At 45.3% G+C, this 24,354-nt stretch carries 20 protein-coding genes and 3 tRNA genes; 19 read left to right on the top strand and 4 right to left on the bottom strand.

Annotation, left to right across the window (positions count from 1 at the left end; all coding sequences use genetic code 11):
- Positions 1-5 precede the first annotated feature (5 nt).
- From BDI_RS08535 to BDI_RS08505, 7 genes are all read left to right on the top strand, one after another.
- Complete coding sequence (locus tag BDI_RS08535) at positions 6-617, top strand: trimeric intracellular cation channel family protein (protein WP_005858164.1); 612 nt, start codon at positions 6-8, stop codon at positions 615-617.
- Between the two features lie 22 nt (positions 618-639).
- Positions 640-1,704, top strand: a complete 1,065-nt coding sequence (locus tag BDI_RS08530; RefSeq protein WP_005858163.1) for an asparaginase — start codon at positions 640-642, stop codon at positions 1,702-1,704.
- Positions 1,705-1,753: 49 nt separating this feature from the next.
- Positions 1,754-2,557: an MBL fold metallo-hydrolase gene (locus BDI_RS08525; protein WP_005858162.1), complete on the top strand. Its 804-nt coding sequence runs from the start codon at positions 1,754-1,756 to the stop codon at positions 2,555-2,557.
- 116 nt (positions 2,558-2,673) lie between these two features.
- A tRNA-Lys gene (locus BDI_RS08520) sits at positions 2,674-2,746 on the top strand.
- 19 nt (positions 2,747-2,765) lie between these two features.
- Positions 2,766-2,838: transfer RNA gene (locus BDI_RS08515), tRNA-Lys, on the top strand.
- 15 nt (positions 2,839-2,853) lie between these two features.
- Positions 2,854-2,938, top strand: a tRNA-Ser gene (locus BDI_RS08510).
- Positions 2,939-3,052: 114 nt separating this feature from the next.
- Complete coding sequence (locus BDI_RS08505) at positions 3,053-4,048, top strand: Acg family FMN-binding oxidoreductase (RefSeq protein WP_011966569.1); 996 nt, start codon at positions 3,053-3,055, stop codon at positions 4,046-4,048.
- A 3-nt stretch (positions 4,049-4,051) separates the two neighbouring features.
- Here BDI_RS08505 and BDI_RS08500 read toward each other — a convergent pair whose 3' ends face one another.
- A complete protein-coding gene (locus BDI_RS08500; protein ID WP_005858160.1) occupies positions 4,052-6,118 on the bottom strand; it encodes a cation:proton antiporter in 2,067 nt (688 codons plus the stop codon).
- A 287-nt stretch (positions 6,119-6,405) separates the two neighbouring features.
- Here BDI_RS08500 and BDI_RS08495 point away from each other — a divergent pair, with 287 nt between their 5' ends.
- From BDI_RS08495 to BDI_RS08450, 11 genes are all read left to right on the top strand, one after another.
- Positions 6,406-7,695 carry a hypothetical protein gene (locus BDI_RS08495; protein ID WP_011966568.1) on the top strand — a complete coding sequence of 430 codons (1,290 nt, stop codon included), beginning with the start codon at positions 6,406-6,408 and terminating at the stop codon, positions 7,693-7,695.
- Positions 7,696-7,725: 30 nt separating this feature from the next.
- Positions 7,726-9,336, top strand: a complete 1,611-nt coding sequence (locus BDI_RS08490) for an OmpP1/FadL family transporter (RefSeq protein WP_008779585.1) — start codon at positions 7,726-7,728, stop codon at positions 9,334-9,336.
- A gap of 206 nt (positions 9,337-9,542) precedes the next feature.
- The gene (locus BDI_RS08485; protein WP_005858157.1) at positions 9,543-10,136 is read left to right on the top strand and encodes an RNA polymerase sigma factor; all 594 of its coding nucleotides are present in this window, start codon (positions 9,543-9,545) and stop codon (positions 10,134-10,136) included.
- Between the two features lie 75 nt (positions 10,137-10,211).
- The gene (locus BDI_RS21045) at positions 10,212-10,385 is read left to right on the top strand and encodes a hypothetical protein (protein ID WP_005858156.1); all 174 of its coding nucleotides are present in this window, start codon (positions 10,212-10,214) and stop codon (positions 10,383-10,385) included.
- 78 nt (positions 10,386-10,463) lie between these two features.
- A complete protein-coding gene (gene rpe / locus BDI_RS08480; RefSeq protein ID WP_011966567.1) occupies positions 10,464-11,114 on the top strand; it encodes a ribulose-phosphate 3-epimerase in 651 nt (216 codons plus the stop codon).
- A 32-nt stretch (positions 11,115-11,146) separates the two neighbouring features.
- On the top strand, positions 11,147-12,433 hold the full coding sequence (locus BDI_RS08475) for a ComEC/Rec2 family competence protein (RefSeq protein ID WP_005858154.1): 1,287 nt from the start codon (positions 11,147-11,149) through the stop codon (positions 12,431-12,433).
- Between the two features lie 38 nt (positions 12,434-12,471).
- Complete coding sequence (locus BDI_RS08470) at positions 12,472-13,521, top strand: DHH family phosphoesterase (RefSeq protein ID WP_011966566.1); 1,050 nt, start codon at positions 12,472-12,474, stop codon at positions 13,519-13,521.
- Between the two features lie 52 nt (positions 13,522-13,573).
- A complete protein-coding gene (locus BDI_RS08465) occupies positions 13,574-14,146 on the top strand; it encodes a DUF4827 family protein (RefSeq protein WP_005858151.1) in 573 nt (190 codons plus the stop codon).
- Complete coding sequence (gene glmM / locus BDI_RS08460; RefSeq protein WP_005858149.1) at positions 14,143-15,531, top strand: phosphoglucosamine mutase; 1,389 nt, start codon at positions 14,143-14,145, stop codon at positions 15,529-15,531. The genes BDI_RS08465 and glmM overlap by 4 nt, the downstream gene beginning before the upstream one ends.
- A 113-nt stretch (positions 15,532-15,644) precedes the next feature.
- The gene (locus BDI_RS08455; RefSeq protein ID WP_011966565.1) at positions 15,645-17,300 is read left to right on the top strand and encodes a DUF6377 domain-containing protein; all 1,656 of its coding nucleotides are present in this window, start codon (positions 15,645-15,647) and stop codon (positions 17,298-17,300) included.
- A gap of 149 nt (positions 17,301-17,449) precedes the next feature.
- Positions 17,450-18,832, top strand: a complete 1,383-nt coding sequence (locus BDI_RS08450) for a DUF1080 domain-containing protein (RefSeq protein WP_011966564.1) — start codon at positions 17,450-17,452, stop codon at positions 18,830-18,832.
- Positions 18,833-19,175: 343 nt separating this feature from the next.
- On the opposite strand, the gene BDI_RS08445 is transcribed toward BDI_RS08450, so the two are convergent.
- Both BDI_RS08445 and BDI_RS08440 read right to left on the bottom strand, forming a co-directional pair.
- A complete protein-coding gene (locus tag BDI_RS08445) occupies positions 19,176-19,667 on the bottom strand; it encodes an NUDIX hydrolase (RefSeq protein WP_005866300.1) in 492 nt (163 codons plus the stop codon).
- 3 nt (positions 19,668-19,670) lie between these two features.
- Entirely contained in the window at positions 19,671-21,764 is a 2,094-nt protein-coding gene (locus tag BDI_RS08440; RefSeq protein WP_005858139.1) for a DNA topoisomerase 3, read from the bottom strand.
- 188 nt (positions 21,765-21,952) lie between these two features.
- Here BDI_RS08440 and BDI_RS08435 point away from each other — a divergent pair, with 188 nt between their 5' ends.
- The gene (locus BDI_RS08435) at positions 21,953-22,531 is read left to right on the top strand and encodes an RNA polymerase sigma-70 factor (protein WP_005858137.1); all 579 of its coding nucleotides are present in this window, start codon (positions 21,953-21,955) and stop codon (positions 22,529-22,531) included.
- Between the two features lie 14 nt (positions 22,532-22,545).
- Here BDI_RS08435 and BDI_RS08430 read toward each other — a convergent pair whose 3' ends face one another.
- A complete protein-coding gene (locus tag BDI_RS08430) occupies positions 22,546-24,348 on the bottom strand; it encodes a DUF5107 domain-containing protein (protein WP_011966562.1) in 1,803 nt (600 codons plus the stop codon).
- Between the last annotated feature and the right edge of the window lie 6 nt (positions 24,349-24,354).

Here is a 24,354-nt window from a genome sequence, read left to right as displayed (position 1 = left end):
ACAAAATGATAGATTTTATCACCTTTTGTGACTATACAGGGACCTTTGCGTTTGCCATAAGTGGCATAAGATTGGCTTCTGCGAAACAATTTGATTGGTTTGGCGCCTATGTGGTGGGTGTCGTGACCGCTGTAGGAGGAGGTACGATTCGTGATATTTTATTGAATGCGGTGCCTTTTTGGATGGAACAAGCCTCTTATTTGATTGTCTCGGCCTTGGCTTTGTTGTTCGTTATCGCTTTCCGAAAATACGTGATCCGTTTGAACAATACATTTTTTATATTCGATGCTATCGGATTGGGGTTGTTTGTGGTGGTAGGTATCGCCAAGACCTTGGATTTCGGGTTTCCCATGTGGGTGGCGATCGTGATGGGAACTATAACCGGCTCGTTTGGCGGTATGATGAGGGATATATTGATTAATGAGGAACCTTTGATATTCCGGAAAGATATTTATGCGTTGGCTTGTGTCTTTGGCGGTTTGATATATTATATATGTATGCAAACTTCTATGTCGGCGGCGATGATACAGTTCGTATCGGCGTTGAGCGTGTTCCTCGCACGTATAATCGCCGTAAAATATCATATAAGTGTTCCGGTGTTGAAAGGAGAAGAATAATTTATTAACTTTGCATAATTATATGGACATGCATACTCAACAAGAAAAGGCTTCCATCCTGTTGATATATACGGGTGGGACGATAGGTATGATCGAGAATCCGGAGACTGGAGTGTTAGAGTCGTTTAATTTCCAGCATTTGAAGGACAATATGCCGGAGTTGAAGAAACTGGGGTATTCGGTGGCCACGATACAGTTCGATCCTCCGATGGACTCCTCGGAGATGGGGCCGGACTCGTGGATGAAGATCGTGAAAATCATCGCCGATAATTATCAGAAATACGACGGCTTCGTGGTACTGCATGGCACGGATACAATGTCGTATACGGCATCGGCATTGAGTTTTATGCTTGAGAACCTAAGTAAGCCGGTGATCCTTACGGGATCGCAATTACCGATCGGGATGTTGCGTACCGATGGGAAGGAGAACTTGATTACGGCGATCGAGATAGCGGCTGCCAAGGAGAACGGCTTACCGTTGGTCCCGGAGGTCTGTATCTTTTTTGAGAATGATTTATTGAGGGGGAATCGTACGAGTAAGATAAACGCAGATAATTTTAATGCGTTCCGTTCGTACAATTACCCGGCTTTGGCCCATGCGGGTATCTATATCAAGTATGATCTGCCGCAGGTATATCATCCGGTATCGCGTAAGCCGCTGAAGCCGCATTATTTGTTGGACCGAAATATCGCTATACTAAAACTATTCCCCGGAATTTCTCCGCAAGTAGTGGAAAGTATCCTGAATATCCCGGGTCTGAAAGGTGTGGTGATGGAAACATTCGGAAGCGGAAATGCTCCGTGCGAGGAATGGTTCTTGAATATGTTGAAGGAGGCTGTAGACCGTGGTATCGTTATCGTGAATGTTACTCAGTGTAGGGCCGGAAGTGTGGAGATGCACCGTTATGAGACGGGGCACAAATTGTTGGAGGCAGGCGTGACGAGCGGCTTCGATAGTACGACGGAGAGCGCCGTGACGAAGCTAATGTTCCTCTTCGGCCATGGGCTGACACCCGACGAGGTGAAGGAGCATATGAACTGCTCGTTGATCGGGGAGGTATCGATCCCTGAGACGTTCCGCCCCTAGTGTATACTATGTAAAACAGAAAAAAAGCAGTGTTGCGGAATAGGAGAGTATGAAACTATCATTTCTGAGTTTAGCGAGTGGGAGCAGTGGGAACTGCTATTATTTGGGGACTTCGGAATTCGGTATGCTGATTGACGCAGGTATCGGAATCCGGACCATAAAGAAAGTATTGAAGGACCGGTCGATCGATTTTACCAAGATCGTGGCCGTGTTGATTACCCACGATCATGCGGATCATATCAAGACGGTCGGGTATTTGGGCGAGAAGCTTTGCATTCCTGTCTATGCGACAGCCGACGTGCACCGGGGGATTGATAAGAGCCGGTATGTGGAGGAGACCTTATGTGTCTCCCGTAAGGTTATAGAAAAAGAAGTTCCATTCCTTATCCGTGATTTCCGTATCACGGCTTTCGAGGTGCCTCACGATAGTACTGATAATGTGGGGTACCATATCGAGTATGGTAATCATAAATTCACTTTCGCTACCGACGTAGGCCATATCACGGACACGGTGGGGAAATATATCTGCATGGCGAACCATTTAATATTGGAAGCGAACTATGACGAGGAGATGCTTCGTTTCGGTACATATCCTGCTTTCTTGAAAGAGCGGGTGGCGAGCCCGACCGGGCATTTGAGTAATAGGGAGGCCGCGGAGTTCTTGGCGACCCATTATAATACCGGTTTGAAGAATATCTGGCTTTGCCATCTCAGCCGGGACAATAACCATCCCGAACTGGCCTATAAGACAGTGGATATACGTCTTTTCCAAGAGGGCATAAGGGTAGGGAAAGATGTCTCATTGGTAGCGTTGAAGCGGACTACACCCTCGGATATTTACGAGTTTGATTAAAATTTTATGAAAAAAAGTAGTCGAAAAGTTTGCGGGGAAAAATAAAACCTCTATCTTTGCACCCGCAATCGAGAAACAAACGGTGGTTTGAAAAAGTAACGATAGCGAAACAGAATGACTTGGTAGCTCAGTTGGTAGAGCAAATGACTCTTAATCATTGGGTCGAGGGTTCGAGCCCCTCCCAGGTCACTCAAACAAATAACATGTTGACTTGGTAGCTCAGCTGGTAGAGCAAATGACTCTTAATCATTGGGTCGAGGGTTCGAGCCCCTCCCAGGTCACACGATTTACTTATTGGAAAGATGGCAGAGTGGTCGATTGCGGCGGTCTTGAAAACCGTTGAACTGAGAGGTTCCCGGGGTTCGAATCCCTGTCTTTCCGCAGAGAGTCCTGTAAGGCGAAAGCTTTACGGGATTTTTTGTTTTTGAGGCGTTTGTCCGGGCACAAACGGAAAGAGGTAGCGGGCATCGCTAGAATGAGAAAGTGTATAATAATATGGAAACAGGATCATTGCGGATAAGTGATATACGGCCGGATTTTATCTATATGATGGAACAAGCCGTGAAAGCCCCATCGGGGCATAATACCCAACCTTGGTTGTTTCGTGTGCAAAAGGATAGGATACAGATTCTTCCGGATATGAGTAAGTCCCTTCCGGCCGTAGATCCGGATAACCGTGAGTTATTTATTAGCTTAGGATGCGCCACCGAGAATCTTTGCATTGCGGCTGAGGCAAAAGGATATACTCCGCTACCGTTTTTTTCAGGATCGGGGGAGATCACCGTACTCTTGTCGGAGGCATCGATGATTAAGGAGACGAGTGGGCTTATCGAGGAAATTTCGGTGAGACAGACGAATCGAGGCATATATTCCGGGGAAATGATTCCATCGGATCAACTGAGCTATTTGAGGAATACGCCTTTGGAGGAAAATATCAGTCTGCATTTGTGGTCGAAAGGAGAGTGGGAGTTCGATACGCTTTCTTCTTATATATTTGCGGGGAATAACCGGCAAATGAACGATCGTCTGTTTAAGCGAGAGCTGAAATCATGGATGCGTTTTAATAAGAATCATGTACGAGCTACATCGGACGGCCTGAGTTATGCGGTGTTCGGGGCGCCGAACCTTCCCCGTCTTATCTCAGAGACAATCATGGGAAGTGTCTTGAAAGCCGGCATACAAAATAGGGGAGACAAGAAGAAGCTGGACTCTTCTTCTCATTTAGCCTTGTTCGCCTTACGGATAAATACGCTACCGGAATGGTTTGCGCTAGGCCGGAGTTTGCAACGTTTTCTTTTGAGAGCTACGGAAAAGAATATCGCTTTCGCCTTTTTGAACCAGCCTTGTGAGGTGCGTGATCTTTCCGGTTTGCTGGCGAAAGACTTGTCTTTCACCAACGAGATTCCAGCCTTGAGCCTCCGTCTGGGATACGCCAAGCGGAAAATGCCGTACTCACCTCGAAAGTCTTGGCGTGAGAGGCTGGTTCCGTAATGGTTAAGTCAGATAGCGAGTACCCTCGTTCATGCCAGCTTGCACGGGATATGCCAATACGAAACTGTTTGCCTGGAAGTATTTGTTGAGGTACTTGGGGATACGGGCCATGGCGGGAGCGTAGGAAAGTCCTTCCTTGCGGCTAAGGATAATCCACATCGTGTCGTCCGGTTTTATATCCCGGAAAACGATCAGGAAGTCATCCCAGTCGTTGAATTCGATATAACTGGCTTCTCCGCTTTTCTTGGCTAATAATTTCTTTAAGGCATTCAAGGTCGCTTCCGAACCGTAAAAGACTGTCGCTGCACCTGTGTTCTGGGTCACGTTTCGTAACCGGAAGATGATTTGGTTGAAACCGATTTCTTTTTCGGCCAATTCCGGGATGATGATCAGATGCCGTCTAACGGTAGATATGGGTTGTGCGGGCTTGTATATGAATGTACTTACACTACTTTCCGCCAATACACTTTCCACGATATGGCCTAGGAAGGCCGCCGGTATATCTTTTTCCTTGTGCAATCCCACTACCAGATCTGTGATCTCCCGCTCTTTTACCACGCTGGCGATAGCATTCGATACGCTTAAGTCATATCTTAATAAATCTTTCATCCGGGTATCCGTGGCGGCAGCCGTATTGACTGCGGTCTGTAGAACCCTGCGGGATTGTTTTAACGCTTTCTCGTCTGAATGATGGTTATCTATCACTTTTAGGGCAAACAAGCCGTTCTTGTTTTGGGGAGATTTGATCGCCAAGCTGAGGTTGACCAGCTCTTCCACGGTCTCTTCATTGCTGACCGGTATCAAGATATGCTCTGATTCTTTTTTGTTTTCCTCCTTATCGGATATATCTTGGGCCGCTATGTTATGAGCGCCTTTTTGGGCGGCGAAAGAGGCGATGGTACAAGTGACAAGTATCATCAGGATCGTACCGTTCAACACGCTCTCATTTAATAACCGGATTGGTTCCCCATTAGCGTCTGTTCCGGTGATTACGTTATATCCGACCATCACGGCGGCCAATGTAGCGGCGGCTTGTGCGTTACTTAAGCCGAAAATAACGCTTCGCTGATCTGTGGACAGATGGAAAGTCTTTTGGGTCATCCAAGCGGCTATGTATTTGGCGGCCGTAGCTACGATAATCATGATAAGCCCTACTTTAATGGTCTCGAAACTGGTAAAGAACGTACGATAATCTATTAACATACCTACGCCCAACAAGAAGAATGGGATGAATATGGCATTTCCTACGAACTCGACACGATTCATCAAGGGTGAGCTTTGCGGGATAAGGCGATTTAGGGCTAGTCCGGATAAGAACGCCCCGATGATCGCCTCCATACCCGCTACCTGAGCTAGGAAAGATCCCAGAAATACCATCACCAGCACGAATATATACTGTGATATATTATCGTGTACATGCTTAAAGAACCAACGCCCAATGAAAGGGAAACCGAATAATACGATTAACGCGAATATCAAGATGGAAACCCCCAGACGAATCCAAAACATATCGTTGACCTGTCCGGTGGCCATGCCGACAATGATCGTTAGGACGAGCAATGCCAAGGTATCAGTGATCATCGTTCCTCCTACGGTGATACTGACAGCTTTGTTTTTGCTGATACCCAGTTTGCTGATAATCGGATAGGCGATCAATGTATGGGAGGCGAACATACTGGCGAGTAAAACGGAGGTCAATACGTTGAATCGCAGGACCCATATTCCGACAACCGTTCCTAGGATCATCGGAATGAGGAATGTGTACATGCCGAATGCTAGGCTTTTCGTACTATTTCTCTTAAAATCCGCCATATCGATTTCCAATCCGGCGAGAAACATGATATAAAGCAATCCCGCCGTCCCGGACAAGATAATGCTGCTATCCCGTAATACGAGATTAAAGCCGTGCGGTCCGATAATTGCGCCGGCAATGATCAGTCCAAGCAGGTGAGGGATTCTCAGCTTGTTTAATAAAAGGGGAGCGGCCAGGATAATTAAAAGAATCAAGAGAAATTTTAATACCGGGTCCGCTAAGGGCAATGTGAAATCTATTGTCGAGGCTAATACCATATGCGTAATTTTTTCGTTATAATTTGAAACAAAAATAATAAGAATTTGCGGAGATTGCAGCGTTTACGCCAACTTTGCATCTTCTTTTATAGATAACAATGAATGTGTGAGTTTTATAAGTTAAAGTATATGTAAATCTTGGGACATTAGCGTGAACCGATTATATTTGTACATACATTGCATTGAGTTTATTGTTATAAAACTAAAAAGCGTTTAAACCCTTTGCATAAAAGGGTGTCAAACATGAAAAGAGAAAAATATTTATTTAATGTAGAGGAGAAACAAATATGAAACCCATGAAATTAACATCTTTAGTGATGATGCTTCTGATCGCGTTTAGTGCCGCGGCTCAGGAGGAGTTCTTTGATGATGTGTATTTCTCTTCCAAAAACAAGAAAAAGAAAGAACAGGTTGAAGAGAAAAAGGTTGTTCAGCCGAAACAGGAGTCTAGGGCCCTGGTCGCTACAGCCAAGAGCCCAGCTTCTTCAGACAGCCGGGATGTGGATGAATATAACCGTCGTTATACATCAGTCGAGGTAGAGGAGCCTTATCGTGAGGATGATTCCGTTATCTATGAGGATAGCGATGAGAATGAGTCTTCTTCCGAGCGTCGTTCGGATACTGAATATACGGAACGTATCATTCGTTATCATTCGCCGAGTAAGATTACGATCGCCGGAGCGGATCAAGTCGATTTGTATCTGAGTGACGGATATTATGGTTACGGCTATGATACGGATTATTCGAACGGTAGCGCGAACGTGAATTTTAATATCAATGTCGGCAACGGCTGGGGCTCGCCTTGGTATACAGGTTGGTACGATCCTTGGTTCTATAGCTATAGCCCTTGGTGGACTTATTCATCTCGCTTCTACGGCCCGTCTTGGGGATTCGGCTGGGGCTGGGGAGGCTTTTATGCCGGCTATTATAGTCCGTGGTACGATCCATGGTATGGCCCGTCTTGGGGCTGGGGTGGAGGCTATTGGGGTGGCCATTGGGGACATCATCACCATTACTATCCCGGTTACTACTCGACTCCAAGTAGACATTATTCAAACGGACGTTCCTCTTATCGAGATAATCGCTCTTATGCGAGTGGCAGAGGTTCCGGTTATACAGGTGGGCGGAGCAGTGGCTCTTCTTCCTTGAGAAATTCAGGATCGACTACAAGACCTTCGTCTTCAAGTTCATTGAGCAATGGACGTGCGGGATCTACCCGTAGGGAATCTGCTATATCCTCTGGTGCGGGACGTCGTTCCTCTTCTTCTGTTAGAAATTCGGCAACGACAAGAAGTAGCTCGGGCATACGTAATAGCTCGGCGAGAACAAGGATTTCCAGAAGTAGTTCTGGAGCCGCATCTTCTTCCGGACGTCAATATTCAGCTCCGGTAACACGTTCCTCTTCTAGGAGCAGTAGCGATTTCTCAAATAGTCGCTCTTCTTCCAGTCAATTTAGAAGTTCCTCTCCTTCTCGTAGTAGTTCGGTAGGTTCTTCTTCCGGTAGCTTCGGTGGAGGTCGTTCTAGTGGAGGCTCTGTTGGTGGCGGAGGTGGCCGTGCCGGTGGTGGTCGCAGGTAAAAGTGTTAGGTTGATAAAATTAGAGATACGATGAAAAGGATAGGAATTATAATGTCGGTGCTTGCCCTGTGTGGCGGCACCGCTTTTTCGCAGTCACAGTTGGATGCCTTTAAGTATTCCCAGACGGAGTTGAATGGTACGGCTCGTTATTTAGGAATGGGTGGTGCTTTTGGTGCGTTAGGTGGTGATATTTCCGCTATGAATACGAACCCGGCAGGCTTGGCGATTTATAAAAGCTCGGAGGTGGTTACGACATTGAGTTTGTCTTCGGCCTCGGCGAAGACCGATTGGCTTGGTTCGAAGGTGGATAACAGCCGTACGAAGGTGAGTTTCGATAATATCGCTTACGTAGGATATTTCCCGACAGCGAATGATGAGGGTATCGTGAGCTGGAACGTTGGTTTCTCTTATAATCGCTTGAAGAATTATAGCCGGAACTATACGATGGCTACAGGAGGTGATTTGAATACTTCTCTTTCTGATTATGTGGCCATGCGTGCGGCAGGAATGCCTAGCGGACTGTTAGGGGAGGATAAGGACTATAATCCTTATAACAATCAAGACTTGGGTGATTGGCTATCTATTCTAGGATACAATGCCGGTTATATGGATTCATATAACGATAATGATAAAGAGTATTATAGTGCGTTCGGAGATAATAATGCGGATGGGCAATGGAGTCCATATTTATTGCAAGGAGGTCAATTAAAAGTTTCAGAGCGAGGTTCCGTGGATCAATATGATTTGGCTTTCGGTATAAATATATCGGAACTTGTGATGCTTGGCGCTACGGTTGCGATTACGGATCTGAACTATCGATATCAGTCATCGTATGATGAGGAATTTACGAACGGCAATAATTTATACTTAGATAATTACTTGGATACGGATGGTACCGGGTATTCATTTAATGTGGGTGCTATCGTCCGTCCCGCCGATTTTCTTCGCTTGGGTGTGGCTTATAATTCACCTACGTGGTATAAGATGACAGATCGTTATTATGGTGAGGCCGGTTCTTATCTGACCTTTATGGATAAAGGGGAGATGAAAGAGCGTAAACTAGATGCCGCTACCCCTAATAATGCTTATTATGACTATGAATTCCGTTCTCCGGATAAATGGATCTTTAGTGCCGCCGCTATCTTGGGTACGACCGCTTTGATAAGCGTTGATTACGAGTTGATGAATTATAAGAATATGCGTATGTATCAAACGGATGGTAGCAGTAACGTGTATACTAACCAAGATATAACGGATAATTTCAAGTCAATGAATACGATCCGTGTAGGTGCGGAGGTAAAGGTTACTCCTCAATTTGCCGTAAGAGCAGGTGTCGCCTACAGCGATAGTCCGATCAAGGATAAACTGAAGAATGGAGAGAAAGAGGTCTTTACGGTTGGTACGATTCCTAATTATACGATCGATAAAGGGGTCATGAATTATACGGTAGGTATCGGTTATCGCTTCACCCCGAACTTCTATACGGACTTGGCTTGTGTATTCCGTACGCATAAGGAAGATGTTTATGCGTTCTCTAATATGTTTGCGGGAGATGATCCGAAACCATTCCTCGAAGCCCAACCCGCCACGATGAAAACAAACACGACTCGTGTAGCTTTGACATTGGGATACAAGTTCTAATATACATATATTTTAGATCAGTAAAGTCCCCTGTTCGTATGTTAAAGGTGCGGGCAGGGGACATTCTTTTTATAATTTGAAATAAAATGTTTGTTGGTTTAAAATATTTTTCGTTCTTTTGCTTCCATAAATAACATTGTATAACAGTTAAACCCCCATCGCCTATAGCATAAACATTACTCGAATAAACTAAAAATGTGAAAGTAATGAAGACTTTAAAAATGATGACCGACGAGGAATTGGTTGTCCTTTATGCAGAAGGTAATAATGCCGCTTTCGATATTTTATTAAATCGATACAAAAGTAGCATTCATTCTTACATTTATTTCATAGTACGTAACAAAGAGCTTACGGAGGATATCTTTCAAGAGACCTTCGTGAAGGTTATCATGACTATAAAACAAGGTCGCTATACTGAGAACGGCAAGTTTAAGGCATGGATTACTCGTATTGCCCATAACTTGATTATCGATAATTTCCGTCAAGAACGTTGCGAAAACACGATCTCGAATGATGAGGTAGAAATCGACTTATTTAATAATATCAAGCTTTGCGATGGTACGATAGAGGATAATATCGTGCGCCATCAAGTATTGTCTGACGTGAAGAAATTGGTAAAGCATTTGCCGGATAACCAGCGTGAAGTGTTGGAGATGCGTTACTATCAAGACCTTAGTTTTAAGGAAATCGCCGATATCACGGGGGTTAGCATCAATACGGCCTTAGGGCGTATGCGTTACGCTATCTTGAATATGCGTCGTATGGCCGATGAGAACCGTATCGAGCTATCTATGGTGTAAAATAATTTTCTTTCCATGCAATAAGTCTTAGGTCCCTACGTTTTATTAGCAAACAAGATAAAAATAGAGGTGCCTATGAGGAAGCTTTCTACGCAATGCATGGATGATTTGGAGAAAAAAGTGAAAAGTGCCCCGGAGGCGAAAAGTTCGCCTCGGAAGCAAACGATGGATTTCTTGAAACAGTTTGCGAGGGCTTATCAAGCGGAACCGGCTGTACGTCCGGAGCTCTGCGGGTATGTGTTGAACTAAGAATTACGGAAAGAGAATCTATATTATTAGGTTCTCTTTCTTTTTTTGTGTACTTTTGTAAAAACAAAAGACAAGATTATGAAGCATTTGATAGCACCTTCCCTGCTTTCCGCTAATTTTCTGGATTTGCGGAAGGAGATGGGGATGATAAATAAAAGTGACGCCGATTGGTTGCATCTGGATATTATGGATGGGGTATTCGTGCCGAATATCTCGTTTGGTTTCCCGGTACTTAACGCATTAAAGCCTATATGCCAGAAGCCGATGGATGTGCACTTGATGATCGTGGAGCCCCAGAAGTTTATCCCCGAAGTGGCGGCTACGGGAGCCTATATGATGAACGTGCATTATGAGGCATGTTCCCATTTGCATCGGACGGTAGCGGCTATTAAGGAAACGGGCATGAAAGCGGGTGTCACCTTGAATCCGCATACGCCCATATGCTTATTGGAAGATATTATCCAAGATGTGGACATGGTTTTATTGATGTCCGTGAATCCGGGATTTGGTGGTCAACGTTTCATTGAGCATTCCGTAGATAAGGTGGCTCGTTTACGAGAAATGATAGACCGGAAGGGATTGAGTACTATGATCGAGGTAGATGGCGGGGTGAATTTAGAGACGGGGAAGCGCTTGGTTGACGCCGGTGCCAATGTGTTAGTCGCCGGTAACTTCGTATTCAAATCTCCAGATCCGATACAAACAATTAAAGACTTGAAAGCTTTGTAGAACACATTAATATATCACAAAACCTAACTATCATGATTGAGGAAATACAAAAGCGGCCTTTTGTACGGCCGCTTTTTTTATGGATAACCGGAATTTTATGCTATGCGTTTTTACCTGCCTCTTCGCTCCTATATGTTTTAGGGGTTTTATCTGCTTTGGTTTTTCTTTTTTTGGGGTTCTCGTGGGGGCAAGGGCATGCTGAGTTGCAATACGATTCCCGTTGGATATGGGGAGCTATAGTCTCCGTTTTGATTGTATGTTTGGCGGTTGAGGTCTGTTGGTATAGTGACCGGCGTATAGCGCTTGTAAATGAGCCTGCTTCTTCTTTAGATTTATTGGCTACCAAGGCTCAATATTCTTTGGTAAATACATTTGATCGTTTGCGTTTATCTGATGAGGAGAAATCTATTTTGGCTACATTGACATTGGGATATAAGAAAGCGATGAGTCGGGAAACGAAAAGGCGCTTCTCTTTGGCGGGCGTGTCTCATATATTAGCGGTGAGCGGTTTTCATGTTGCCGTGATTTGTGGATTCTTATCTTTCTTTTGCTCGTTTATGCCAAGATGGGGGATAGGACGTTGGGTTCGTTATATCATTCTGGTGGGAAGTCTTTGGGGGTTTGTCTTTATCACAGGATTAGCGCCCTCGGCGGTACGGGCAGCCTTGATGCTATCTTTATATTTAACAGGAAGGGCGCTTAGGCGTGTTACGGATGGATATAATACATTGGCCGCCGCCGCTTTCTGTATGCTGGCCTATAATCCGTATTATCTGTTTGATGTCGGTTTTCAGTTAAGCTATTTGGCTGTGTTTTTTATTTTATTCCTAGTGCCTCGTTTCAAGGAATGGATAGTGGTGAGAAATCCTTTGTTGGCCATGCCTTGGGAATGGATTACGGTGTCTATTGCTGCACAGATAGGTACTGCTTTGCTCTGTTTTTATTATTTTGGACAATTTTCGACAGTTTTCTTGTTTACGAATCTACCGGTCACTCTCTTGGCTATGTTTTTGATTCCTTTTGCCTTTTTGTGGTTAGGCTATCCGGTGGATTTCTATGGATATGACTGGATACAGAAGATCGTAGAAGGGCTGGTTCATGGCATGGTAAGGGTAGTGGACGTGTTTAGCGTTATGCCTTATGCGACGATTACGGGTCGTTTTAGCTTCTTTGAGATGCTAGGAGGTTATGGGTTTCTTGTTTTATGCTTGATATATATGAAGATACGGGAACCAAAAGTTTTGTTAGCCGCCTTAACCCTTTTGTTAATAATATCAGTAAAGATCCTTATTGAACTTTTTTTGATAGCCGGAAACTAAAAAAGTCGTACCTTTGGGGGTGAAAACAAAAAGATTATATGATCACTAAAATCATTCAAGAAGAGAAGATTCAGAAAGCCAAAAAATACGTAGAGAAAGGCGAGAGTTTTGTTATCGTGACGCATGTCTCACCAGACGGCGACGCATTAGGTTCATCCCTTGGTTTATATCATTTCCTATCCGCTTACGGTAAGGATAATGTAGCGGTAGTGGTACCGAACGCATTTTCCTCTTTTTATAGATGGATGCCGGGCGCTAAGGATGTCGTGATACATGAGAAATATCCGGATTTCGCCGAGAAATTGATCAAGGAAGCGGATGTTATTTTCTGCCTCGATTTCAATGAACCCAAACGTATCGAGAAACTGGCTCCGGCGGTGATCGCCTCAGAAGGCCGCAAGGTGATGATTGATCATCATTTGAACCCCGCAGATTTTTGTCGTGTGACGATGTCGTATCCGGAGATGTCTTCTACCAGTGAGATGATCTTCCGTTTTATTTGTCGTATGGGGATGTTCGATTTATTGAATCGGGATGCCGCCGCTTGTATCTATACGGGTATGATGACGGATACGGGATCGTTCACCTATAATTCGAATAAACCGGAGATTTATACGATCGTCAGCGAATTGATCAAGAAGGGGATTGATAAGGATTTGATCTATCGTAAGGTGAATCAGGTCTATTCCGAGTGCCGTTTACGTATGATGGGATATGTGTTGTATGAGAAGATGAGGGTCTATCCGGAACAACAGGCGGCTCTTATCACGTTATCGAAAGAGGAACTGGATCGTTTTCAGTACCAGACTGGAGATACGGAAGGTTTCGTGAACTTACCGTTAAGCATAGAGAACGTAAGCTTTAGTGTCTTTATTCGTGAGGACAGCGATTACATAAAGGTATCGCTTCGCTCCGTGGGCGATTTCCCTTGCAACCAGTTTGCCTCTACTTATTTCAACGGGGGTGGACATAAAAATGCGTCCGGAGGTGAGTTCTATGGCTCTTTATCTGAGGCCGTAGCCGTGTTTGAGAAAGGTTTACAGGAATTTAATCCTAATAAATCAGAAGATTTAGGCAAACATGCGTAAGGTTTGACGAAGATTATTTACATTTGCGATTCATTCAATTAAAGACTAACAAATGAAGAAAGGTTTTAATATCCTGTTGATTCTGTGTGCCGCATTAGTTGCTATCTCTTGTAGCAAGACAAAGTCGTACACGGATATGTTGAAAGATGAGAAAAAGGCAATCGAGCGTTTTATCGATGATAAGGGCCTTGAGATCTTAGATGATTTTCCTGCTGATAGCGTATTTAAGGAAAATCAGTTTGTGCTCTTGGATAATGGTGTCTATTTGAATATTATTGATAAGGGAAGCGATCAGAGAGCGGTGCAATATAAGACGAAAATGTTGTACCGTTGTAAGATGAGTTACTTCATGGATTCTACTATTGTCGCTATTGAGAACTATGGCCCGCATAGTAATGGAACTTCTCCTATCGCTTTTACATATGGGGATTATTCGAAGAATTCACCTTATGATCCCTCTTATTATTATGTAAGTGAGGGAATGCAAGAGCCTTTGAAGTATGTTGGAGATCGGGCTAAAGTGAAAATGATAGTGCCTTTCAAAAGAGGAGCCTATAATGATCAATCAAACGGTCAACCTGTATATTACGAAATTCTAGAATATATATTTGAAGAAAACTTATGACACTAATTAAATCTATTTCCGGTATTCGCGGTACAATAGGCGGTAGCCCGGAAGACGGATTGAATCCGTTAGCTATTGTTAAGTTTGTAGCCGCTTATGCTACATTCATCCGAAAAAACACAAAAGTGGAGACCAATAAGATCGTTGTAGGGCGTGACGCACGTATCTCCGGTCCGATGGTAAAACAAGTCGTCCTAGGAACGCTTACCGGTATGGGATTTGATGTGGTGGATATCGATCTGGCCACGACCCCGACTACCGAATTGGCCGTAGCTATGGAAGGGGCTTGCGGAGGTATTATCCTTACCGCCAGTCATAATCCGAAGCAATGGAATGCCTTGAAGCTTTTGAATGAGAAAGGTGAGTTCTTGAATGCCGCTGAGGGGGCTGAGGTATTACGCATAGCTGCCGCCGAGGACTTCGAGTTCGCCGACGTGGATCATTTGGGCAAGGTAATCCCGAATGCGACTTATAAGCAAAAACATATTGAGAGCGTCTTGAATCTGGATCTCGTGGACGTGGAGGCTATTAAGGCCGCTAACTTCCGTGTAGCTATCGATTGCGTGAACTCCGTAGGCGGTATCGTGATCCCGGATTTGTTATATGCGTTGGGTGTGAAGGAAATCTTTAAGCTGCATTGCGCCCCTCATGGAAACTTCTCTCATAATCCGGAACCCATTCCGGAAAACTTGACAGAGATCTCCGATTTGATGGGACATGCGAAAGCGGATGTCGGTTTCGTAGTAGATCCGGACGTAGACCGTTTGGCGATTATCTGCGAGAATGGCGAGATGTTCAACGAGGAATACACCTTGGTCGCTGTCAGTGATTACGTATTAAGCCATACTCCGGGTAATACGGTAAGTAACCTGAGCTCCAGCCGTGCGCTTCGTGACGTTACCCGTGCTCATGGCTGCGAATATAATGCCGCCGCTGTAGGTGAGGTAAATGTGGTTACCAAGATGAAGGCTACGAATGCAGTGATCGGTGGTGAGGGCAACGGTGGAGTGATCTATCCGGCCAGCCATTACGGACGCGACGCTTTGGTAGGTATCGCCTTGTTCCTGACTCATCTGGCAAAGAAGAAGATGAAGACGAGCGAGTTGAAGGCTTCCTATCCTCCGTATTTTATCTCCAAGCAAAAAGTCCAGTTAACGCCGGAGATCGACGTGGACGCTATCTTAGCGAAAGTAAAAGAGAAGTTCTCTCAATATGATATTACGGATATCGACGGCGTGAAGATCGATTTCCCGGATAAATGGGTTCATTTGCGTAAAAGCAATACGGAACCGATCATCCGTATCTACTCTGAGGCCCATACGATGGAGGAAGCCGAGGAATTAGGCGGTCAATTAATACAGATCATCAACGAGATGTGTAAATAACACCCTTTCGGGGCGTTTTAAAATATTGGGTTCAGTCTTCAGCTGAGGTAAGCTATTTATGCTCTGTTGATTTGACTGAACCCTTTTCTTTTGGATAATTCTCAGTTCGTGTAATGAATAAACTAATAAAGGTAATCTTATTTCTAATTGTCGGGATGGTTCAAGCCTTCGCATGGGGAGGGCTGAGAGGGGACATGTTGGCCAAGGAGCTGGATGAAGCTGTCTTGAATAGATCTTTTTATCTGCAGCAACGGGAGCAACGGATCACGCAGCTAAAGGACATGTTTCTCTTGAGCAAGATATCGTTGTGGCAGGAATATGAGATCAACCACCAATTATACGAGGAATTCAAGAAAATACAACAAGACTCGGCCATCTATTACATAAAGCGGAATATGGAAATAGCGTCATTTATGAAGGATACGGCACGCATCTATACTTCCCGCTTACGACTGGCTACGCTTTATGCTTTCTCCGGGATGTACCGTGAGTCGGAAAGTCTGTTGCGAAGCATAGACCGTGAATTGCTGTCTAAAGAGCAGAAACAGGATTTCTATGAGGCTTATTATTCGTTTTTCTCTTATTACAGTACGAATCTGGGTTCTTTTGAATATAGGAAACAACTTGATTTATACAAGGATTCGTTATTGTCTGTCTTAGATACGGTCTCTTATCGGTATAAGATAAATCTGGCGCAGAAATATCTGGCTCACGGACAGGCGAGGTCTGCGGAGAAGGTGCTCATCCCTTTATTGGAGAAAGAGGAGCGGTATAACCCGAATTTCGCGATGATCACTTATCTGCTGGGAGATGTTTATGATATGGATGGGCGTACCGATCTCGCCCGAGACTATTATACCTTGTCGGTTATCGCCGATATCAAGAGGGCCTTCTTGGATAGTGGTTCTATCCAAAAGCTGGCGTTGAATTATTATGAAAGTGGTGATCTATCCAATGCCCTTAAATATGCGCAGCTAGCTATAGAAGGTGCCGTTACTTGCAATATACAGTTCCGCATGAATGAGATATCTAAATTCTATCCTATCATTAATGCTTCCTATCAGACACGGGAAGCTCAGGGCAAAAGGCAATTGATGACTTATTTCTTGTCGATCAGCCTATTGACGCTCTTTCTGATCCTTTCTCTTGCCTATGTGTATAGGCAGATGCGGAAGATCTCAGCGATACGAGAAGAGTTGGTTAATACCAATGCCCGTTTGGTAAAGTTGAATAGAGAGATAAGCGAGACGAATGATTTATTGCAAGAGCGAAATATACAGCTATCGGAGTCAAACCATATCAAGGAGGAATACATCGCTCATTTCCTCGATCTCTGCTCCACCTATATTAATAAACTGGAGGATTACCAGAAATCGCTACAGAAGAAGGCGATGAATAAACAGTTGGACGAGTTATTCAAGATGCTCCGTTCGACCCGTATGGTGGAGAATGAGGTGGAAGCGCTTTATGTTAACTTCGATCGAATCTTTCTTGGATTATATCCTACGTTTGTCAAGGACTTCAACGCTTTGTTGCAGCCCGAGGAACGTATCGTTTTGAAATCGGAGGATCTGTTGAATAAGGAACTTCGTATATTCGCCTTGATGCGGTTGGGGGTTACGGACAGCGTAAGGATAGCCGCTTTTCTTCGTTGCTCGTTGAGTACGATCTATAACTACCGGACCAAGGTACGTAATAAGGCGTTAGTGCCTCGTGATGAGTTTGAAGGTTGGGTGATGAGGATCGGGATTAACCGGAATCCGTTATAATCAATCTACATTTTTTAGGATGGTGATCTTTATTAACTGATTTGTATTTAATAGGATAGCGGATCGTACTGTCTACATTTTTATATCAATCTTCTTTTTGCTTCTTATTCCCGGATACATTTGCGGCATAACTTTTAAAAAGAGATGCCATGAAGATTAAATTAATGATCGCTGCCGTGATTGCCTGTTTGGTGTTCACGGGATTTACGAAAGAGAACGTATCCGATACGGTCGATCACAACGCATGGAAGACAACCGGCGTCGTAGTCATACAAAATGATGTCCTTACGTTGGCCGGTTCCAACGCCCGTGCCTTGTTGAACGATGGCAAAGGCTATACGAACTTCGAGTTAGATATGGATGTACGTACCACGACCGGTGGCAAAGGTTATATTGGTATCCATACAGACGCTACGGATCGTAAAGGATACCGTATCGCCTTGAACAACGATCGGGAAGATCCGGTTTGGTGGCGGATGACGGGTAGCTTGGTGTCGGTCCGGAACCTGACGAAGAGTTTCGTGAAAGAGAACGAATGGTTCAAGATGAATATCCGGGTAGAAGGACGGCTTATCCGGGTGCGGATTAATGGTGAGACTGTCGTAGAATATATAGAGCCTTCCAAACCTTTCCGTTTGAAGGAGAACGCTAAAGCATTGTTATCCCAAGGTACTATCTCGCTGGTAGGTACGGGACGTGGAAATCTTCAGTTTAAGAATATCTCGTTAGAGGCGTTCAGCGCGAAAGGAATAGACATTCCCGCTCAATGGGCGAATGCCGTGGATGAGCAGACGGACGAGATTATTCGTTTGCACCAAGAGGACTTCCCCGTGCTTGATTATCATGTTCATTTAAAAGGTGGATTGACGAAGGAAGTAGCCGCACGGCAGTCACGCCAGACGGGTGTTAATTATGGCTTGGCTATCAATTGTGGCATCGGCTTCTCGATCACGAACGATACGGAGTTGTATAATTATCTGGATACCATGCGTACCCAACCCTTTATCTTGGCTATGCAAGCGGAAGGACGTGAGTGGGTAACAACCTTTTCGGAGGCGGCCCGCAACAGCTTTGACTATGTGTTTACCGATGCCATGACGTTTCTGGATCATAAGGGGCGGCGTACGCACCTATGGGTAAACAAGGAAGTGATTATCGATGATGAGCAAGCATATATGGATATGATGTTGGACCGTATCTGTTCTGTCTTGGAAGAGCCGGTCGATATGTACGTGAATTCCTGTTTCCTTCCCGATGCGATGAGTGACCGATATGATATGTTTTGGACAGAAGAGCGTATCGACCGTTTCGTGAATGCCTTGGCAAAAAGTGGAAAGGCTTTGGAGATAAACGAGCTTTATCATATTCCGAATAAAGCGATCATTCAGAAAGCGAAAGCCGCGGGTGTAAAGTTCACGTTCGGTTCCAACAATATCACGCCGGAGGTAGGAACGCTCGATTATTGTATCCGTATGAAAAAGGAATGCGGTTTGACAGCGCAAGATATGTATAAACCACACATTAATATATAAGATTAGTTTTAAGGTCTGAACAAACATTAGATTTAAGGTAGAGGTATTAGTGCTTTAGGCAAAGATTGTTAGGTTTCGAGGTAAGATACATATGGGGTTACAGCTATAATATAATAGGTCGATTACTATAGGACAAAACATCTTATTTACTATATATAAAGATAATCATATATAGTTACATTCCACAAACCACGGCGTGAATCGTACAGACCACAGCATGGTTTGTATAATTCACGTCGTGGTCTGTACAGTTCACGCCGTGGTTTGTGGAATGTAACAGTATCTTACGAAGAATGAACAGGCTCTTGAATAACTATTCTAGCTGAAGTGTAGCGTTTTTATCCTATAGGAAAATAGCGGTGAATTCCTTTTCGAAATTCGGGGTGAATGCGCCTTTCCCCAGATTCTCTTTGATCTCCTCGATCGGCCAGAAACGTCCTCCGTCCAGTTCCTCGGGATCGGGGGTGATGGGGCCATCGTAAGTGGTCCGGAAGCTGTTTACCAATTCCTTCTCTATGGAAGACTCGAATATATAACGTTTGATGAAGACAGGCGTAAAATCAGTAATGCCCAATTCCTCACGAACCTCACGGCGCAGGGCCTCTTCCACGCTTTCTCCATAATCAATATGCCCACCTACGGCCGTGTCCCACTTTCCCGGTTGTATATCCTTGTTCATGGAACGTTTTTGGAGATATAGATCTCCATCCTTATTAAAGATATGTAAATGGATTACGGGATGTAGCAACTTACTTCCGCTATGACATTCCTTGCGAGTAGCCTTTCCGATCGTCTCACCCTCCTCGTTTACCAGAGGAAACCATTCTGTTCTCATATTTTAAATAGACTTTAATTTACTGATAACCGTACCTAACTCCTCATCCGTTAAATTATTTCCATACGTAGCGTAATCCAAGCGGAACGTACATCCATTCTTGTATTCAGAGCAGCCATAAGCGGTTTTGCCCCGGAGGATAGAGCCTTTGTGACAGATGGGGCAAACGGGCTTATCCGTTGATGGAAGCTCCAATTCGGGAGTAGCCTCTGCTTTCTCTTTCTTGGCACGAGGCTTACGAGGTTTCTTTTCCTTTTTCTCCTTGGGTTCGTCTTTGGGAGTTTCTTTAGCTGCTTTAGACGTATCCTCAATCGTAATCGTTCGCCGGGTTTGGTCGGAAAGGACGTTTATGACGACCTCGTTTACCATCTGCTTCAACTCATCCAGAAAAGTACGGGCCTCATAAGTCCCTCGTTCAATCTGGCGTAGTTTCTTTTCCCAAAGCCCCGTCAACTCTGCGCTTTTCAGCAGTTCCTCATGGATCGTGCCGATCAATTCCGCGCCGGTAGCGGTGGGATAAAGATTCTTACGTTCCTTTCGTATATAATTACGCTTAAATAAAGTCTCGATGATCGCCGCACGGGTAGAAGGACGGCCGATGCCGTTTTCCTTTAAGGCATCCCGCAGCTCGTCATTATCCACTAATTTACCGGCGGTTTCCATCGCCCGCAATAAAGTAGCTTCTGTATAAGGTTTCGGAGGCTGGGTCCAAGTCTCTTTCAAGATCGGTTTATGCGGGCCGCTTTCTCCTTTCACGAAATCGGGTAATACGCCTTCTTCCTCGGTAGGTTCAGCCTCCGGATCTTTCTGCTCGGCTCCGAATACGACACGCCAACCCGGTTTGAGGATTTGCTTTCCGGTTACCTTGAATTCCACCTTATCCACTTGACCCAAGACCGTAGTGGTCGATATCTCGCAATCCGGATAAAAGGCGGCGATAAAACGACGGGCTACCAAATCGTACACCTTCCGTTCCGTATCCGTAAGATTGCGGGCGGGGACTCCGGTAGGGATGATCGCATGGTGATCGGTAACCTTCGAGTTATCAAACACTTTCTTGCTCTTCGGCAATTTCTGATTCATCAAAGGAGCGGTAAGCTCCGTATAATCCACCAGCCCTTTCAAGGTATTGGGAACTTTCGGATAAATATCATCACTAAGGAAAGTCGTGTCGACACGCGGGTAGGTTGTCACCTTCTTCTCGTAGAGCGATTGGATCAGCTTTAGGGTATCGTCCGCCGTAAACGCGAATTTCTTATTACATTCCACCTGCAACGAGGTCAAGTCGAATAGGCGAGGGGCGAATTCCTTCCCTTTCTTCTCGGTGATACTGGTAACGGTAAAATCCTGTTCCTTTACCTTCTCCAGAAAAGCCTCACCTTCCTCTTTCTTCGTGAACTTACCTTTCGTGGCGGAGAAAGTCGTATTCCTGTAAATGGTCTTTAATTCCCAATAGGGTTCCGGTTTGAAATTGTCGATCTCGGCTTGCCGGTTTACGATCAAGGCGAGCGTCGGGGTTTGCACACGGCCGATCGATAATACCTGCCGGTTCTGCCCGTAGCGCAAGGTATAAAGGCGGGTGGCGTTCATCCCCAGCAACCAGTCACCGATGGCACGGGATAGCCCGGCCTCATATAACTTATTGAATTCCGTCTGTTCTTTTAGTTTTTGGAAACCTTCCCGAATCGCCTCCTCCGTAAGCGAGGAGATCCAAAGGCGGTAGACCGGGCATTTACAACCTGCCTTTTGCATGACCCAGCGTTGGATCAGCTCTCCCTCTTGGCCGGCATCACCGCAGTTAATGACCATCTCGGCATTTTGCATCAGGCTCTCGATTACCTTGAATTGTTGCTCATACGTAGGATTCTCGATTAGTTTGATACCGAACCGGGGAGGGATCATAGGTAGTGACCCCAGACTCCAGCGTTTCCAGTTCTCCGCGTATTCATGCGGTTCTTTCAGGGTACACAAATGCCCGAATGTCCAAGTTACCTGATATCCGTTTCCTTCGATATACCCATTCATTCGTTGGGTTGCCCCTAATACTTCCGCGATTTCCCGGGCCACACTCGGCTTTTCGGCGATACAAACTTTCATCAATACATCATCCTTTCTTAAATGAACAGACAAAAATACATGATTATTTCCGAATGAGCAAAGATGTTTGTTATCGTGAGTTTATAAAGCTGTATGATGGAGTTGCTGATTTTGGTTCAATTTGTTTTTACCTTTGGGAATTTTGCATACATTTGAACCTATGTAATCGAAGTGGGAGAATAAGTCGAATGGCAGACATTGATTCAGAGAAAGAAAGAAGGCTTGTGGCGGACTTGCTAGAAGGGGACGAGTCGGCCTTTTGTGAATTATATGCCCTGTATAAGGACCGCTTGATGTGGTTTTCCTTGAAATTCCTTAAATCCCGGGATATGGCGGAAGATGTTTTTCAGGATGCTTTCGCCTCTATTTGGCAGAATCGCCGTTTCTTGAACCCGAATGTACCTTTTGGCCCGTATGTGTATACGATCGTGAAAAATCGGATCTTAAACCTGTTGGCGGGACTGGATCGTGAGTTGGAGCTGAGGGATAAGATACGGTCCGCCTCATTGGATAGCACGAACGAGACGGAGGACTCGGTATTGGATACGGATTTAAACGCATTGTTGGATAAGGCGCTTGAAACGTTGACCCCACAACAAAAAAGGGTTTTTGATATGAGCCGTAAAGATATGAAATCCCATAAGGAGATAGCCGACAGTTTGGGTATCTCGGTATATACGGTACAACAACATATCTCTACGGCCTTGAAAGTGATCCGGGCGTTTCTGGCTAAATATGCGGAGACTTATATGAAGCTACTGCTCTAAAAACACACCTCCCTTTATTCATATTCCCGATAGGCACCGAACCGGGCTAAGCGATCCTCGCCGAGTTGTTCCGGTACAGGTTGCGGGGAGAGGCCCAAGCCTTCGTTGATCTGTTCCCAAAGTCCCGTACGGGTGTAAGTTTGATGCACTTTCTGGAAATGGGTGGATAGTAATAAATCCTTGGCTTCTTGATATTGCTTCTTATCAATCAGTAGCTGTACCTTTCGCTCGACCACCCATTCATCAGAGGACGCGTTTATCTTATCCAACCATTTTTCCCGTTCCGGTAAAGCCTCTGTTCCAAACTTCTTTAATACTTTATCCCGCTCGATAACCAACTGGGGATGTAGGTTCAACCACGAGGTCTCGGGGATAGCGGCGTAAGTATCTCTCGCCTTTTCCCACGCCTGCCGACGAACATATAGCCTTGCCAATAAAGCTTTCGCCAGATCGATATCCGGAATGGATAGTTGTTCGATCGCCTCCTCTACACGTTCTCTTCCAGCCAACCAAGTCCCATAGTGGAATTGCCAATAATCCCGTTCCGGCCGGGGAGATATTTGGATCGCCCAACGAAAAGCATCGTCCAGATCTTCCATGCCGGATGGAGCCCACTGCCCGTCTTCCGGATAGGGGGCGGCGGGAAGCGTGGACTTATTCTTATAGGCATCGGCTAAGGCGATCCAGATGGAAGATTCATTCTTCCGGGCCCAGTCGAATAGCGGGATGCGATCGATCGGGCGAAGCCTTAATGCCGGAACCTTTAAGGAATAGATATCCAAAGGATGATCTGTCGGTATCCAATATTCTACGTGATTCTTTTTCTCGCCGGGACGCAATTCGAGCTTGATAGATTGGTCGCTGATCGGGCCACCTTGGATTTCTACGTAAGGCTGCCGGTCGGGGGTACTGAGCATAGACCATTCCTTGTCGCCGGCTACGCCATAACTCCATAGCTTGATACCGGGCGTACTGGATTCGTCGGCGATGTGGTAGAGGCCGCTACCCAAGGAGGGGGTGTAAGCCCCGAAAGCGTTCACGTCTTTCGTCTTCCAGAAGTAGCCGGTCATCTCTTTGATATCCCGTTCATGATGGGTTCCTTCCGTTTTCCAGTCGATCGTATCCAACGTGGAGGCATGGGATAATACGGTTCCGTTCGGGAAATCGTATTGGGTATCCGGTGCGCAAGGAAGGGCGGCGTTGGACCATGACATCCATGGATAGGCTTGCTTTCCCGGGTTGTAGTAAACAACCCTTTGGGTAAGGCATTCGTCCTTATCTCCTAAGGAATATTCTACAGACCATTGCATACCGTAATGAGATTCCCGTTCTCCGCATGTTACATATGTGCGGTCTCCCGTATGATCGATCTGATAAAGCACCGGCTCATTTTGCGTGGGAGAGTGGGAGATCGGGAAACTGACCTCGATCCCCCCGGCCACGAAATAGAAGCGGGGTAATATCCGTGTGTATTTGATTACGTCCGGCCTGTACAAGACCTCCTTGCCGCTCTCCTTGTGAGTGAGGGATATTACTTTCCCGCAAAGATCAGGGCAGATGATGGCCTTGACTTTCTCGTTCTCTAGCGAGATCATCCGGTACCTTTTAGGCACCGGACGATTTGAGGTCTCGCTATAACTCATATAGGGGTATACGCCATTCGGGTCCAAGGCAGTCGGTAGCGGGCCGGTGGGCGTCAATACGTGCGTCAGCTGTATCTGGTCGAACTCCTCGCAAACAACACCTGTTGTCTGCGAGAATGCTGTCCCTACGGCTACGCTTGCCATGAGTGATAGGATTAAACGATATGCTTTCATGTCTTT

It is taken from the genome of Parabacteroides distasonis ATCC 8503 (assembly GCF_000012845.1).
Classification (GTDB): domain Bacteria; phylum Bacteroidota; class Bacteroidia; order Bacteroidales; family Tannerellaceae; genus Parabacteroides; species Parabacteroides distasonis.
Note: the sequence above shows the minus strand (reverse complement) of the source record. Positions and strands in the feature narration are given on the sequence as shown.